Here is a 15926-nt window from a genome sequence, read left to right on the forward strand (position 1 = left end):
GGCTCCTGCATTGCAAGAGGTTTTTTGCGATTGCGATGGTCTGTCAGTACAGTCGTGTGTCCGGCCTTTTTGCGTGGCGGTTGCCACTGGCCCTGATGAGTTCCGCGAGTAAGGTTCCTATCGGCTAAACGACCTCGAAGGCCGCGACATTCGTCGGAGTGTCCTTACTCTTGGTTGACTTCGTTTCGCATCATCACAGCAAGCGTCTTGCATCTCTTGGCAGGATCAAGCGATCGGCTGCCGGTATTCCTCCCCCTTGGTCAAGATTGCCCAGATGATCCGGGCGGATTTGTTGGCCATGGCGACGGTGGCGAGCCTGAAGGGCTTCTGGTCGAGCAACTTCGCGGTCCAAATGTCAGCCTTCTCTGGCTTGTTCCTCGCCATGAGAGCCCGTGATGTCATCCCGACGATCAGCAGCTTTCGGATGTAGCGGTCGCCTTTCTTTGTGATGCGCCCCAGACGTTCCTTGCCGCCGCTGGATTTATTGAGCGGCGTAAGGCCCAGCCACGCAGCAAAGTCGCGACCAGTCTCGAACTGTTTTGCATCGCCGATGGTGGCAACGACAGCTGAGGCTGTGATCGGGCCGATCCCTGGCAAGCGCATCAACCGCCTTGCATCGGCATCGAGCCAGGCGTGCTGCTCGATCAGCTTGGTCAGCCCATCGACACGTGCGTTGAGTCCATTCAGCTGATGGCACATCACGCCGAGGATACCGTCCGCGATCTCGGGCATTTCCAACTGCTCTCCGGTTCCATGCTCTCCGGCGAACTTGGACACGGCCTCGATGCCGGTCGGCAGGATGTGACCAAACTCGCGAAGGATGCTTCGGATCATGTTGACGACCTGGGTGCGCTGGCGGACAACCAGATCCCGGGCGCGGTGTATGGCAAGGACGGCCTGCTGGTCTTCCGATTTGATTTCGACGAAGCGCATCGTGGGGCGACGCACCGCTTCGCAAATCGCCTCGGCATCCGCCGCGTCGGTTTTGCCGCGCTTCACATAGGGTTTGACATAGGCTGCTGGCATGAGCCTAACGTCATGGCCAAGCTTGCACAACTCGCGCGCCCAGTGATGGGATGAACCACAGGCCTCCATCCCAACAACGCAAGGCGGCAATGTCTCGAAGAAGCTAATCAGCTTCGCGCGTTTGATTTTCTTGTTGATGATCTTGCGCCCCGTTGCAGAAACACAGTGCACCTGAAAAACGTCCTTGGCCAAATCCAGGCCCACGGTCTTTACTGTCATTGGGTGGCTCCTTTCCTAGCAGTCGATGACAACTGCACTTTGGCACGTTCGATGCCGGTGGAGCAGGAGCCATCCACCTCATCCGCTTTGGACCGTCATCGAGTGAACTAACCAGACTACAAGCAGCGAATATATTCCGTCGGCCTCACCAATGCCAAGGAGCCCGAAGCCGTCGAAGGTAGGTTTTGGCAACGCCTAGAGTTTCCGAGTTCGACGGTTCTAAGCCCCGCGTGCTTCACCCATTTTGTCGAGCCGCTCGGCGAAGGTATGCTCTTCAATGCCCTCTGCTAAAGCGCGTCGAAAGAAGGCTGCTTGGGTTTCTGGAGCAAGACCGTTTTTCGGCGGATCACGATCAAGGTTGGTAGGGAACGAGTATCCTTCGGCAGTCGCGGAAATTGCGGCGGATAACTCAGCTGCATTGAGCGCGTCTTCCTGTTTGGCCCGAACCGCGTGTGGATAAAGCAGCTTGCACATCTTATCCCGGTCAACCGTTTCCATTGCGCGACCGAAAGCCGATGACATCTGCAAAAGGTTGGCGAAACGATGAATGTCTTGGCTCGTGTTCGCACCCGCCGCGTGAAACAGCGCGGGCGAGAAGAAAACCGCTTATAGTGCGCGGAAATCCTCGCGGCGCCATGCGGCATAACCTGGACGATAGGCTTGCGAGAAAGGCAGCAGTTTGGTCGGGCCGCTTTCCAAAGGCATGTCGCAATGTGCAACAGCTCCCTGAAGCGTCAGAATAGGCGAGACGTCGTGGACATGCGCAGGATAAGACGCGCTGACGGCTGGGGTTTGAAATCCCAGATGGTAGTCGCGATGCGCCTGCTGAGCTGCGCCGCCTGGGTGCACGAGGTTTACCTGCGCCGTCATCTGATAATTCGGCCCGAGCCAAGCTTCGCAGACTCCCGCGATAGAAGTGTTTGCGAAGTAGTTCAGAAAAACCTCGGGCGAGGCTTCGCAGAGCTTTTGAAGCGAATTCCAAATCCGATGGTTCGCTCCCGACGCTGCAAAATGATCGCCTCCGCCTCCGGTTCTCTGCTTCTCTTCCGCAATTATGGCTTCGTAGATGCGGGTTGCCTCATCCAGAACTTCTGTATCGGCAAAGGCTCCTTTCAAGGCCATAACCCCCGCACCGGAGCGCAGGACCTGCGCCCATTCCGCCATGATCGCTCGACGGGTTGGGGCATCTACAATCGCATGACAAAGCGCTGACCCATGCGGAAGCTCCTCCATTTCGTGCATGAAATCGGGACCATCATGTATGTGGGCGGCATCCTGTCCCAAATCGTGATTGGCATCCTGTTTACCCATGCCGCGCCCGAGGTGACGGTCACGGTCTACACCTACAAGCTGCAAAGTGCCTACATCCTGATCCTTCCTGGCCTGGGGCTGAAGATCGCGACTGACCTGATCCAATGGTTTGCTTGCCGGGAGAGGGCGTGTTCGATGCGGATCAAGTTGGCTTGCACCGCGTTCCTGACGATCAACGCCTTCGTGTTCCTCGTTCCGATGATGCCGGACCTTCTGGCACTGGCCGAGGCTTCCATCCCTGATGGCCATTTGAGTGATGCGTTTCTGAGCCTGGAGGGACGTGAACAACTGGTGGGGATGTCAAACGTTATTCCCTTGGCAGTGGAGATGATCATGGGGTCGTTCCGGCCCGCGATTTCCAGGTCCGAGCGGGTCGCAACCCATGCGGTCCGAACACCGCCATCAGCGCGAAAACGCCGATATTATTAATACTATCAGTCCTTTAAATGGAGATGGCTTGAGATAATTGGCGGTGCTGTCAGACGAATTCGAACTAATCTCAGCTAGGACAGTGGACCTGCCGCCCATTCAGCGAAAGGAGTCCGCCACTCGGAAAGAGTGGCGGTTCGGCTATGTTTGAAGTGGCTTTGACTTGATAGACTGCGGTCATGGTTGAAGTGGTTGGAGACAGATGCGTGAACGGAGGCGAACTTCTGCAGGCATCGCATTCGTCGGAACCGGAGCATTGCTCGCTCTCTTCGTCGAAACGGCAAGTGAGAATTCTCCTCTCGATTGTTGACCCAGCGACCAGTCTCTCGCATATTTGCGCCGCCTAGTTCCTTGAGAGCTGCGCCGTAAGAGCGGAGCCTATCAGTCACGACCACCTTGGGCCGGCCGTGCTTGCGCATCGCTTTTCTGCGGAATTTCAGTGCTGCCTTCTTGTCGCGGCGCTTGGTGACATAGCTTTCCAGCACCTCGCAATCGTGATCCACGGCTCGCCAGAGATAGTGCGTCCTGCCCGCGATCTTCACGAAAACCTCGTCCAAGTGCCAACGCCACTTGCTTGATTTCAAGCCCTCGATCCGCCGTTTCTTAATCTCCGACGCAAACATCGGGCCAAACCTCTGTCACCAATACCGCACCGTTTCATGGCAGACATCGATGCCGCGCTCATGGAGCAGATCCTCCACGGTTCTGAGCGAAAGTGGGAACCGCACGTAGTACATCACCGCGAGGCGGATGATCTCAGGGCTGGTTTTGAAGTAGCGAAATGCGGATGGGCTGGTCGTCTAGAAAGGCTACGAAACCACCCTGCCCTCTCCTAGCGATGCTCATCTGACAGGGCAATGCTTCTGCTATGACAGCGCACCAATCGATCCCGCTTATCTAGAAATTGCTTGCTTACCGCAGATGGAAGTGCACATCTAAGCTGCCAATGAGTATAGCAAAAACGCAACAGCCGTGCATCCCGTAGACTTTATCGATCCGCGTGACGAACTGGAAGAATTGTACCAGGCTGAATACGGCAATCCTGTTGACATTCTATTGCGCGGACTCGGTGTGCCTTTGGGTGCACTACTACTCCAACTGTACACAGGTTGGCTTGCCCCAGTTCTTTGGGTACTGATCTTTGCAGGTTTCCACGCAGTACAATGGCCCTTTCTTACTCTACGCAGGAAAGCGGCATCTCAGCTTGATGCAGTTGTCGGAGGCTTGCTCTTCATTGCCGTGCAAATCTCATTCCTATGGCTTCCAACAGTGTTGGCCGCAAACGACGACTCGAGTCTGATGCTCATCGGAATGATGGTTTTTGTGATTACAGCGATGTACCACGTTCGCCGGGCTGACCGGTCGAGGTGGCTCGTGCTAACACAAGTTGCCATATTTGCAACTTCGCTTGCCTACATTTCATATGCATGCATTGAAAGAAGCGACGATCCAATTGTCCATGCGGGCGTCGTCATGGTCACATTGTTTGCCATCATCTTCATTTCCGTAACAATGCTTGGTGCCCATCATCGGCGCCTTGAAATCATCCAAGCATCTGCAAACCTTGCACACGAACAAAAAATGTCTGCCATCGGCAAGCTGGCTGGTGGCGTTGCCCACGATTTCAACAATTCACTTACAGTCATCAAGGGAAATCTTGAGCTATTTGACGAAATCCATGAGGCAAGCGAGCGGAGAGAGGTGATGTCTGAAGCTCTACGTGCCGCTGAGCGCGCCGAAGGCGTAATTGAACAGCTACTGATCTACGCTCGCAAGGCACCTTCAAAATCGTCCAAAATAGATGCCAACAAAGCACTGGAGGATTTAGAGGCGTTTGGCCAAACGATGGTACCCGAACGAATCCAGCTTGATGTCACCAAACTACCGCACCCGGTGATGATTGAAGTCGATCACCGTCAGTTGTCGGCTGCGCTCCTGAACCTTGTGAAGAATTCAGTAGATGCCATTGAAGCTAACGGCACAATCGTCGCCAGCCTAGCGGTAAGTAACACAACCGCTTCTCGGAAAAAAGAGAGTGAAAGTGTGCCGGGCGACGGTAGATTTGTTACTTTCAGCGTGTTCGATACAGGGTCAGGCATTCCTCCTGAAATTCTAGGTAATGTCTCTGACCCTTTCTTCACGACGAAGGAACCTGGGAAGGGGACTGGCCTTGGACTTTCCATGGCCAGTGGGTTCGCAACGGAAAGTGGAGGGAAGATGGAAATCGAAAGCACAAAATCCGGGACGTTAGTTTCGCTCATACTTCCGCTATACTTATGACGCCTCCCCGAGGGCGGCCGCAAACCCAACGAGGTAGGTCCAGTGGCTGAACGGCTATGGCAGAGCATTGAGCCCCTCAAGATGGTTCCTTCTTTTCAAACTGTCTAGTAAGTTAGGCACCCTAGAACCTGGTACTGCTTCGAAAAAGAAGTGGCCTTGGACAAGGTCACATCCGAGGTCACTGATTGCTTCGAATTGAGTCTCGGATTCCACACACTCAGCTACCACCAGAACGCCCAGCGAATGGGCAACCCCAACAATACCCTCAACTATCGCGGCCACTCGCCAGTTCACTAGAACGTCGTCGACGAACTCTCCGGCAATCTTGATCGCCGTGCATGGAACGTCACGGAGAATGGAGAGAGACGATCCACCTGTCCCGAAGTCATCTAGCGCTATTTTGCAACCGAACGCCCGAGCGGCTTCAATGTTGGACAACTTCTTTTCGTAGGAATGGCCTGACAGAGCTGCCTCAGTTATCTCAATGGCCAGTGCCTTCGGATCCATATCGATACTTGTCAAACAGCAACTTAGTTTTTCTACGAAAGAGTCTGAGCCCAGACAGCCACTTCCAACATTCCAGCCGACGCTCTCAAACGACACGCCGTCCGCAATCCATTCCCTACAATTCTCGACCACCCTCTTAAGCATCAACCAATCAAATGCTGCCTCTCGTTCTGGGTTGCCTTTCATGCCATTCATGAATTTCGCTGGAGCATAAACACGTCCACCGCGGTTGTACCTCGCTAGCGCTTCCAATCCCTCAAAGCTTCCGGTCTGAACTCGGATCAACGGTTGAAAGTATGGCACAACCGGCATGGCAAAAATCCCAGTTAAGGTTTCATGGTGTTTCTAACGTGCATGAGCCAGCTGCGTCTTTGCAAAGTGGAACCCTACTCACTCGCGAGCTGGCTTTGTGTTGATGCTAGTGACACTAACAGCTACGGAACAGCCAATCCATCGATGGGAGGGCAATTTCGTATGCGAGAAATCGATATATATCGGCTGGACGCCCATTCGCTACGTGTATTCGTGACGGTTTTTGAACTGAACTCGGTGAGTCGAGCGGCAGGATCATTGAACCTTAATCAATCAACCGTGAGCCATACCTTGGACAAGCTTCGTTCGGCGCTCAGCGACCAGCTTTTCGTTAGAGCGGGTCGAGGGATCACTCCAACCGAAAAGGCAATTTCCATCATGCCAAGGATTCAGAGGATAGTAGCTGAATTTGAAGGATTGGAGGCACCTGAAGAATTCGACCCAACATTGGAAACGAGACCGCTAAGGATCGCTATCTCGACGCCTGCTTTGATTGAAGACATGCGGGCACTACGGGCGGAGCTCAGATTTGTTGCGCCTAGATCAAGTCTTCACATTCGAAGGTTAGCCCCTCGTAGTGAAGTCAAAGCAATGTTGACGGAAGGCGAAGTCGATCTGGCGATTGCGGTTGCTGGTCTTCAATACTCGCCGGCCCTGAACAGCTGCCGGTATGGTCACGATGAGCTCGTGATCTTCTTTGACCCAACGGTGAGACCACCCATTACGAGCATTGAACAGTATTTTGATGCGTCGCACGCTGCGGTTGATTTCGGCGGCCACGCCAAAAGTGTTGTAGAGACCGCATTCGAAGAGAGGGGTTTCAAACGTAGCTATAGTTTGCTGGCCCCAACTACCTCGATGCTGGGTGATTTGATGGTCGGCACGGAATTGGTAGCTACTATGCCAAAGCGACTCCGCGAAGCGGCGTTTGCCGGACTGGATTTTTGTCCAACTCCCTTCACATTGCCGAAACTCCAGTACGAGCTCGTTTGGCATAGGAGGTTGGATCATTCGGGACGCAACGTGTGGTTTCGCAGATTATTATTGAAAGTGAGTGCGCGCCTTCACAAACGCTAGCTCCCCACGGCCGCAAGAAGGTCCTCTGGTTCCGAAACGCACGGTCAATTGATGGTCATGGCTTTGCATACCTACCGAAGAGTTATTGCACGCTTCAAAAGATGTTAGGGACAGTGGCAAACTTCTGCAAACTTCGCATTTTTCGGAGCCGAAGCACTGCGCGCTCTCTTCGTCTGAACGGAAGATGCGAGTGCACTGCCCGATTGTTGACCCAACGACCGGTCATTTGGCGTTCAGTGCCATCAATCTTCAAGAGTGCCGCGCCATAGGAACAAAGCACGTCGGTCACCAACTCTTCCAGCCGCCCATGCTTTCGCATTGCTTTTCTTAAAAATCTCGGCGCTGCCTTCTTGACGCGGAGCTTGGCGACATAGCTCACCAACACCTCGCCCTCGTGATCCACGGCTCGCCAGAGATCGTGAGTCCTGCCGGCGATCCTCAAAAAAGCCTCGCCCAAGTGCTAGCGCCACTTGCTTGTTTTCAAACCCTCGATCCGCCGCATCTTGATCTCGCACGCAAACATCAAGCCGAACCTCTGTCACCAGTATCGGATGGACTCTTGGCTCACTTCCACACCACGTTCATGCAGCAGATCTTCGACGCGCCAGAGCGAAGGTGAAATTGAATATAGAAAATAACGTGAGACGGACGATCTCCGGGCTCGTCTTAAAGTATTTGAACGGGGATCGTTTAGTCGCGACACAAGTCCATAAAGGCAGCCTGTCTATCTCAATAAAGCTTCGTCTGAAAGCACTACAGGTTTTGTCAGGTTGACACCAGATGTAAGGACTTCGCCGTCAGCTCTCCCGCAGCGCCCGTCCAAAATACGCCGTGAAGGGCTCAATCAAATACGTCATTGGCGTACGCTCCTCAGTCCTGATAAAGGCATCTACAGGCATACCAGGCACAAGTGCTCGTTCCCCTAGCAATGCCGCTTGATCCTCTGGGAGAGTAATCTCCACGCGGTAGAAGCTGCTGCCGCTGACGTCGTCTACAAACGCATCCGCTGAGACCTGGCTGACCAGACCCCTGATCTCAGGCAGCTCATTTTGGTTGAAAGCCGGAAACACCACTATGACTTCTTGGCCTGCGAAGACCTGGTCAACGTCGATGGCTGGCACGCGCGCTGAGATCACGAGCGGGCGCCCTTCGGGCACCAGATAGGCAAACGGATCAGCTGGACGCAGAACCGACCCTTCGCCAAAGATCGTCAGACCATGAATGCGTCCAGCAACCGGGGCGCGAAGTTCCATACGCGAGATGCGTGTGGCCAGGTTATTGGCCCGCTCCGTCAGCTCCTGTTCGGTGACACGGATTTCCCGGAGCTCAGTGATCGCTTGTTCCCGTCGCTCGGTTTGCAGCTGCAAGATGGCCAGTTCGTTTTCAATTATCCGTTCCGCAGCCTCTGCCTGACCAGCCGCCACTTCTCCCGCCGACCCCTGGAGTTGAACAAGTTCCTGCTGCAAGTGGACCACTGGTTCACGCGTGCCGCCCCCGCTGTCCAGCAGCGCTTGCCGCCGCTCTAGCTCTTCCTCTACGAGCGCGACTTGGCCTGCCAACGCATCTTGCTGTGCTTCAAGTGCACGGACTTGCGCATTGATTTGCGTGACACGCCCACGCAGTTGTTCCATCTCTCGTGCAGTCGTTTCTGCACGCGCAGCAAAGAGGTTTTGTTGACCAGTCAAGAGATCCGCCATCTCCGGATCGACATCGGCGAATGCAATGAGGTCTTGCGCAAAGATGACCGTTTCACTGCCATCTCGCTCGGCCTCTAGCCGCGCCCTACGGGCCTGCACTTCGGCAAGATTGGCTAGGACAATTGTGAGTTCAGTCTGCAATTCTGAGGGGTCGAGACGGACCAAGACTTGCCTTGCGGCTACACGTTCCCCTTCATCGACGAGAAGCTCTGCCACCAATCCGCCATCAGGGTGCTGGATTGCCTGTCGATTAAGATCGACTTCAATTTGCCCAGAGGCCAGAACGGCTCCTGACAGAGTTGTTGTAACAGCCCAAGTTCCAAAGCCGCCAACAAGTACGAAGAGCGATAGAATGCCAAGCCGCATTGGACCGGCGACCGACCAGCTGTGGTCACTCTCGCTCATGTTAGGCCTCCTTTGCCGGGATTGTCTGAAACCAACCGTACATCCGCCGTATTTTTCAAGACGCGCGCCAGCACTTCATCCCGTGGCCCAAAGGCCTGGGCCACGCCATCCCGTAGAACAAGGAGCTTGTCACATTGCTGAATGGCATTGGGTCTGTGCGCCATGATGATCACTCCTAGGCCTCGTTCCTTCATGCCCTGTACTGCTTTGTTGAGGGCGTCCGAGCCTGCGCTGTCCAATGCGGAGTTCGGCTCATCCAAAACTAGGAGGACCGGATCGCCATAGAGTGCACGGGCGAGGCCGACGCGTTGGACCTGTCCGCCCGACAGCATGGGCCCGATCCCAGAGACCTGCGTCTGATACCCATCCGGAAGGGCGCGGATCATGGTATCGGCATCCGCCGCCACGGCTGCCATCGAAATGGCATCGGCATTAGGAGAGGCCTCAAGCCTAGCAATGTTCTGCGCAATCGTCCCGTCAAAAAGCGAGACGCTTTGTGGGAGATATCCGATCAGCTTTCCAAGCCGATCTGGCTCGTATTGGTCGAGGGTCGCCCGGTCGAGGCGGATAGACCCGCCTGAAGGTTGCCAAAGACCCGTGATCGCACGAGCTAAGCTGGACTTGCCGGAGCCGGACGGACCAATCACGCCAACCGCTTCTCCAGGCTCTACCCGAAACGAAATACCCCGCAGCGTCGGCGCGCTCGCCCCGGGCGGTACGACCGATAGGCTTGCCACTTCGAGCGCTGCTTTCGGTCGCGGCAGGTCCAGCTTTGGGGACGGCACAGGCTCGTCCGCCAGTAGTCCGTTCAATCGCCCCCATCCACGTGCGGCCTCTGAGATCATCGACCATTGGCCGATGGCGAGATCAATCGGCGCCAAAGCGCGGCCCATCAGAATGGATCCTGCAATCATCGCTCCAGCCCGAAGCTCTCCACGCAAGACCAGCAATGCTGCCAGACCAAGGATCGCGGATTGCAGGAACAGCCGAAGCGTTTTGGACAAGGTGGAGAAGCCGCCGACCTTGTCCGCTGCTCGCATAGAGACACTCAGTGCACGCTTTCGCTGACTATGCCATCGCGAGAAGGCCGCATCCTGCATGCCGAGGGATCGTATGACCTCCGCCTGCGACTGCATCTCACCTGCCATGCGGTCGGCAAGACGCACAGTCTCAGCCGCTTCACTTAGCGGCTTTGCCGTTGTCTGACGGTTGAGGATTGTGACGACAACCAACAACACCGCGCCGCCGAGCGCGAGCCAGCCAAGCCATGGGTGAAAGATAAAGATGACAGCGATTAAAAGCGGCGTGAAAGGAAGGTCGAACACAGCCATGAAAATGGGCGATGAGGTAAGACGCTGGACAGAAGCCAAATCAGACAAAGCTGTTTGCGCCTGACCCGTGCGTTGCGCCCGCGAGAGCGCCGCGCGGAATACCCGTGCATCGAATGACTGTTGCAACTTCGCCCCATAACGCGCAGCCACGCGAACGCGTGCGAAATCTAAAAGGCCCATCATGATGAACAAGAAACCGACGAGGACAGTGAGAGCCAGAAGCGTTTCTTCACTGCCAGATCCCAATACACGTTCGTATACCTGTAGCATGTACAGCGGACCGGTGAGGATCAGCACGTTTACGAACAGGCTGAAAAGAAGCACGGACCACAAAAGCCACGCATTGCGGCGCCGAAAAGTATCGAGTTCGTCTGTGTGGTTCGACTTTCCTATAGGCAATATCTGAACCCATTCACTCCAAGACATATGTAGCAACAGGCATCCATCAGCTCCGGGACTGTGCTTGAAAGAACTAACTAGCCTAACATCACTCAAACTCGTTTAGAGAAGGTGAAATCATCATAATCGAGTCTGCTTTGGCAGTTTTTAGACTGTGAACATGCGTGCGCAACCGATAGATTTCGTTGCCTTCGCGTAGCGCCATCCCCGTGAAAACCGCCATGAAATCGGCTTGTTTTGTCCACGGAGAGCAGTTTTTTCTTTCACATCGATGGCGCAGATGTCCGTGAGCGCGAAACTCATTAGGCTAACTTGTTTGATCGCGTGGGCCTCTAAACTAGTTTCTTCGAGCAGTTTTCGAAGCAAAACGGCGGAATGGCGTTTCGCCTCAGTCGTAAGAGACATTGACTGTGCATCTCAAGCGAGAGACACATGCTACGGAGGCGAAGACGACCCTTGCGTCACATTGTTTTCGGCCATGAGCTCGTAAGCTCCCGCTACGCTGGACCCTCACAGGGGTCAGGGCATAAGAGTCCCCAAAACGAGGCGCGCCAGAGAGCAAACACCCCCTTCAACCACTTACACTAGAGCATTCAAGACTGGCCGGGGACGTTCGAAAAGCCCCAAAAGCTGGAACGGCTTGATTGATCCACCCCCACGCTCCCTCATTCACAACGAGAGCTTAGTAGATAGTTAATTCCGTTTAGGTACCATTCTCATCCTGCACTTTGGAGTTCAGTATGCAAGGTAAACAAGAAGACGTAGCAGAGAAGAGGCTAAAACTTATGGCGCTTTGGAGGATGGAGCCCCCTGCACGCGACAACCGATTGGACATATGTTTTTCGAATAGCCAAGAAACCAGCATGGATGCAAGAAAAGGCTATGACCTTTCCCCTTCGCTCCCAACGCTCAGGCGGTCATCCACCGCTCGTTCGTTTGACCAACGTTTTGACGCTTCTGATGAGTTTAGGTTTGCTTGGTTGTAGTCACAACTATGCTGTAGACCTCTCCCCTTCTCCGCGGCGCGCGCGCCGTTAATGATCCTGTATTTGGATTCCAATACATGGTGATACAAGGACCTCAAAAAGTCCGTAGAGAGATTTTCAAAGTAGACCTAGAACAACTTCAAATTGCGAGCCTCTGCGCTCAGCATTGATCTACGATGCACGCACTAGGGGCAGCGTTCCATTGCTGGCTGTTTTCTCATTGCTGCTTCTAAGCTTTGCTGTTTCGCTTGTTTTTGTCGGAGACGACAATGATGAAACTGAGTTGACCTGCTCCACTGAAAAGTCCTCGGTTTGAGGTTGGTCTGTTCTTCAACTGAGGAGACAGACGAAGAAGAGAAGCCGTTTCAGCAAAGCGCAAATCATTGGCTTTTTTAAAGAACACGAGGCTGGCGTGTCGGCGCAGGATCTGTGCCGCAGGCACGGGATCAGCGACGCGTCGTTCTACAACTGGCGACGCAAATTCGGCGGCATGGAGGTCGCCGATGCCAAAAGGCTGAAGGCGTTGGAAGCTAAGAACGCAAAACTGAAGAAGATGCTGGCCGAACAGATGCTGGTTGTGTCCACGCTGAAAGAGATGCTCGGAAAAAAAGCTTTTAAGGCCCGGTTCGAGGAGGAAGGCTGTGGACTAGGCCATGAAAGAGAAGAGCTTCTCCCAGCAGTGGGCCTGTGCGCTAGCCGGGATCGATCCGCGTGTCTATCGGCGCAAGTCGAGACGTCCCGCTGACACGGAACTGCCGGTTAGGATGAAAGAGTTGGCCTCAGAGCGACGGCGGTTCGGCTACCGGCGGCGGCATATCCTACGGACGCGGGAGGGCTGGGCCGTGAACTGGAAAAAGCTCTACCGGCTCTACCGCGAAGAAGGGTTAACCGTCCGTAAACGGGGCGGACGTAAGCGCGGGATCAGGACCAGGGCGCCGATGACGATCCCGCGGGGACCAAACCAGAGATAGTCGCTCGACTTCGTGTCGGATGCGCTGGCCGATGGTCGCCGGTTCCGCATCTTTTGCGTCATCGAAGACTTCGGCAGGGAGTGCCTGACCTCTATGGTCGATACATCGCTGTCCGGACATCGCGTTGCCCGTGAACTGGACTGGATCGCCGAGATGCGTGGCTTTCCCTGCCTTGTGGTCAGCGACAACGGCAGCGAGCTGTCCAGCAACGCCATGCTCAAATGGCACAAGGATCGCCAAGTGGAATGGCACTACATCGCGCCGTGCAAGCCAATGCAGAACGGCTTCATGGAACGCTTCAATGGCCGCCTGCGGGACGAATGCCTGAACGAGCACCTGTTTCCGACCCTGCACCATGCCCGCCATTTAATCCACGCATGGCGCGACGACTACAATCACCACCGCCAGCATTCGAGCCTCGACAAGCGCACCCCGTGGCAGTATCACCAACGGTCAAAAAAGGACCAAACCCTAAACAGGGTTAGCCCATAAACGCCGACTCTAAGGGGAGCAGGTCAGCGTGAAAAAAAGAGACCTTTTTCAGAGACCGTCAGAGCAGCTTCACGAAATCGTTGTCCAAGCGGCGCTACCTGCCATCCAATGAGATCCTCAAGGTGGGTGTCTGCAATCGATCTGTCGAGGCAAAAGACGTCACTGGCTGTCCTGAACGGTATACATGATCGCGCGATGGGGCGCTGGCCACAATCACCAACGCCCATAATCAAGCCTCGAAAGGCTAAACACGTGGGAGTATTTTTGACGGTCAAAAAAATGGATCAAACCGCGAATTGCGCTCACAAAAAAACGTCTACTAGAAGTGGGGCCGGTCAGTCGAAGTGTTCAAACGCCGCCACTTTTTCAAACCGGAGGTGGGTTTCTGGAGCTAGATGGCGCCCACAAACAGGAGAAACTTGAAGCAGCTTGGCCATTCAAGAAAAAGCTGTGTGTTAAGCTACGCTTGCCACTCTAATGTCCAACTCAGCAGTCTGAGAAACGCCCTCCAAAAGGACAACTGGCACTCCGTTCACGACCACTTCGACGCCGTGCTCTACTGGCCGAACATCGAGATGAAGCTCGCCTCCAGTTTGGTCATCCCTCATTTCTATCAGCAGAGACTCAGCTGAAGCGTCAAAATCAGAAACTCTTGCAGTCTTGGGAGTGGCTCCATCGTCAGAAAAAATATAGAAAAAATCGGTTCCATTCCCCCCGACTAAGAGGTCGTCGTTCTCGCCAATGAGCGTGTCATCTCCATCGCCTCCGTATAACTCAGAGGCAGGGGCTTCGTCTTCAAGATATGGGTTTGAGACCGCCACAATAAGATCGTTACCGTCTCCTCCAAGAATAGTATCGGACCCTTCCCCACCGTATAGGTAGTCATCACCAGAACAGCCAACGACTGTATCAGAAACACCCCCTCCTACGAGCAGGTCGCTTCCACTTGTACCAATGATCTCATTGTCGGTGTCTTGAGCGAACTCGACAGACTCAAAGGCGTCAAGATCGAAGTCATTTTCGTAGGGAGCATTCGATGCGCCGGTTCGGTTGTTATCTGCTTCGCTCTCGTCAGCAACAACAACTTCCGCCGCCTCTGGCCCCGAGATGAAATCAACGCATGTATCGTCAATCGCCACATCACGAGAACCTGACGGCAAAAGATCAAGTAACTCAGTCTGATCAGGCGACACTGCGCTTGCATCTGTTTCTACAGAAGGCTCATCCGAGGCGACATCGCCTCCGAAATCTGAACTGCCGTCCTCAGAGCCGTCCGGCAACATCAGAGAAATTCCCACACCCAGCAGCAACAATCCAAGAATGCCAATCATGATAAGGGTCTCGCAAGTTGAACCTCATAAGACACTTAGCATACTACACCGCATGAATTCGTAATTCTTTGGACATTGGTTAACGCGCTACTGATTTGCGCCGCCAAATCGAAAACCCAAGTTAGAAGCGGCGGGTGCTTGATAGACGACAGAGCGTCAGACGAGTGTTGTTTCAATTGCACTGACCGCAAGAATAAGTGTCGTTACACCAAAAGGCTTCACTCAAAAGTAGTTCCGCGTTTATGCCCACAGGGTTCTTATGCACGTCGAACAACTGTGTCGCATGCATCGTCACCGAAGCTGACGACGCCGTTGCGGTTGCCTAAGTGCTATCGTGAGGCATGAAAAACGGCATTATCCAACACCGGCAAGTTCTTGGAGCTTCTCCCCATTAGTAGCGGTCGATGATCAGCTCTTTGTAGTAACGGCAGAGGCGTTGCTTCTCGCATGCGAAAAGAAAAACAGTCCGATGGAAGTTGCAGTTGAAACAACTTTTTGTGCGCACTTGTCTCATTCCAACGGTGGTTCCTTCGAGCTTTTGGCCGTGCCGGAAGTTACGACACAAGACGACATTCTGCGATGCTTTTCGGCCAAAATATCAGTTCATCGCACCAGTTCTGAAACACTCGCGACAAAGAGACAAAGATGATGTCCCCCATTTTCTTCCAGAAGGTGGCGCCATTGGCTCGGTTTACAAATCAACTTCGACCAACAACTCTTGGATCAACCCTCCAAAATCGAGCTGCAATGAGGATTTGTTGGCCCGCCGAAAGATAGTCACTCTCGGAGTTGGCCTTGGAGAACGCGACAAGCTGGGAAGGGACATTAAGCCAACCGCACTGCAGCAGCGCGGGTAGCAGTCGCGGCATTGCACCCAGTGATTTGTGACCGTGTCGCGAGTTGCCTGCAAACGACACGGAAGCAAACACCGGGTGGAGGCAGAATGGAGCCCTTGAAAGTTCGGGCATCTCACGAACACATGACTGCTATACATTCAACTCTGCCATGCGGGGTTTTGCTGAGTGGCTAAGGCCGACACCGTCCCTTGTTGCCCTTGGAAAATCGGTAGTAAGCCGCCGAGGCATAGGGGTTATGACGCATCTTTTACCTGTTTCCTGCACCCTGACACTATCCGTAAACAGCACGCGCGTGA

General features: G+C 54.3%; 8 protein-coding genes and 4 pseudogenes. 4 read left to right on the forward strand and 8 right to left on the reverse strand.

All coding sequences use genetic code 11. The features are described from left to right. Nucleotides 1-225: 225 nt before the first annotated feature. Both V8J81_RS10500 and V8J81_RS10505 read right to left on the reverse strand, forming a co-directional pair. A complete protein-coding gene (locus V8J81_RS10500) occupies nt 226-1245 on the reverse strand; it encodes an IS110 family RNA-guided transposase (RefSeq protein WP_368475703.1) in 1020 nt (339 codons plus the stop codon). Between the two features lie 219 nt (nt 1246-1464). Further along, a pseudogene (locus V8J81_RS10505) lies at nt 1465-2442 on the reverse strand (phytanoyl-CoA dioxygenase family protein); the annotation flags it as partial. Nucleotides 2443-2460: 18 nt separating this feature from the next. Here V8J81_RS10505 and V8J81_RS10510 point away from each other — a divergent pair. Beyond that, complete coding sequence (locus tag V8J81_RS10510; protein WP_368475704.1) at nt 2461-2985, forward strand: enoyl-CoA hydratase; 525 nt, start codon at nt 2461-2463, stop codon at nt 2983-2985. A 74-nt stretch (nt 2986-3059) separates the two neighbouring features. Here the strand turns inward: V8J81_RS10510 and V8J81_RS10515 are convergent. Next, nucleotides 3060-3722, reverse strand: a pseudogene (locus V8J81_RS10515) (IS6 family transposase). A 235-nt stretch (nt 3723-3957) separates the two neighbouring features. Here V8J81_RS10515 and V8J81_RS10520 point away from each other — a divergent pair. After that, nucleotides 3958-5265, forward strand: a complete 1308-nt coding sequence (locus tag V8J81_RS10520; protein WP_368475705.1) for a sensor histidine kinase — start codon at nt 3958-3960, stop codon at nt 5263-5265. Nucleotides 5266-5319: 54 nt separating this feature from the next. Here V8J81_RS10520 and V8J81_RS10525 read toward each other — a convergent pair whose 3' ends face one another. Further along, nucleotides 5320-6084, reverse strand: coding sequence for an EAL domain-containing protein (locus tag V8J81_RS10525; RefSeq protein WP_368475706.1), 765 nt, complete (start codon nt 6082-6084; stop codon nt 5320-5322). A gap of 162 nt (nt 6085-6246) precedes the next feature. Between V8J81_RS10525 and V8J81_RS10530 the strand changes: the two genes are divergently transcribed. After that, nucleotides 6247-7161, forward strand: a complete 915-nt coding sequence (locus tag V8J81_RS10530) for a LysR family transcriptional regulator (protein ID WP_368475707.1) — start codon at nt 6247-6249, stop codon at nt 7159-7161. Between the two features lie 109 nt (nt 7162-7270). Here V8J81_RS10530 and V8J81_RS20520 read toward each other — a convergent pair. The 3 genes and pseudogenes from V8J81_RS20520 to V8J81_RS10545 form a co-directional block, all read right to left on the reverse strand. After that, nucleotides 7271-7880: pseudogene (locus tag V8J81_RS20520) on the reverse strand (IS6 family transposase); the annotation flags it as partial. 78 nt (nt 7881-7958) lie between these two features. After that, the gene (locus V8J81_RS10540) at nt 7959-9263 is read right to left on the reverse strand and encodes an HlyD family type I secretion periplasmic adaptor subunit (protein WP_368475708.1); all 1305 of its coding nucleotides are present in this window, start codon (nt 9261-9263) and stop codon (nt 7959-7961) included. Then, nucleotides 9260-11020 carry a type I secretion system permease/ATPase gene (locus V8J81_RS10545; protein ID WP_368475709.1) on the reverse strand — a complete coding sequence of 587 codons (1761 nt, stop codon included), beginning with the start codon at nt 11018-11020 and terminating at the stop codon, nt 9260-9262. Before V8J81_RS10545 ends, V8J81_RS10540 begins: the two co-directional genes overlap by 4 nt. Before the next feature lie 1293 nt (nt 11021-12313). Between V8J81_RS10545 and V8J81_RS10550 the strand changes: the two are divergent. Further along, nucleotides 12314-13442 (forward strand): annotated as a pseudogene (locus tag V8J81_RS10550) (IS3 family transposase). A gap of 455 nt (nt 13443-13897) precedes the next feature. On the opposite strand, the gene V8J81_RS10555 reads toward V8J81_RS10550, so the two are convergent. Continuing rightward, the gene (locus V8J81_RS10555; RefSeq protein ID WP_368475710.1) at nt 13898-14773 is read right to left on the reverse strand and encodes a calcium-binding protein; all 876 of its coding nucleotides are present in this window, start codon (nt 14771-14773) and stop codon (nt 13898-13900) included. Nucleotides 14774-15926 lie beyond the last annotated feature (1153 nt).

Source organism: Gymnodinialimonas sp. 202GB13-11, assembly GCF_040932485.1.
GTDB lineage: Bacteria > Pseudomonadota > Alphaproteobacteria > Rhodobacterales > Rhodobacteraceae > Gymnodinialimonas > Gymnodinialimonas hymeniacidonis.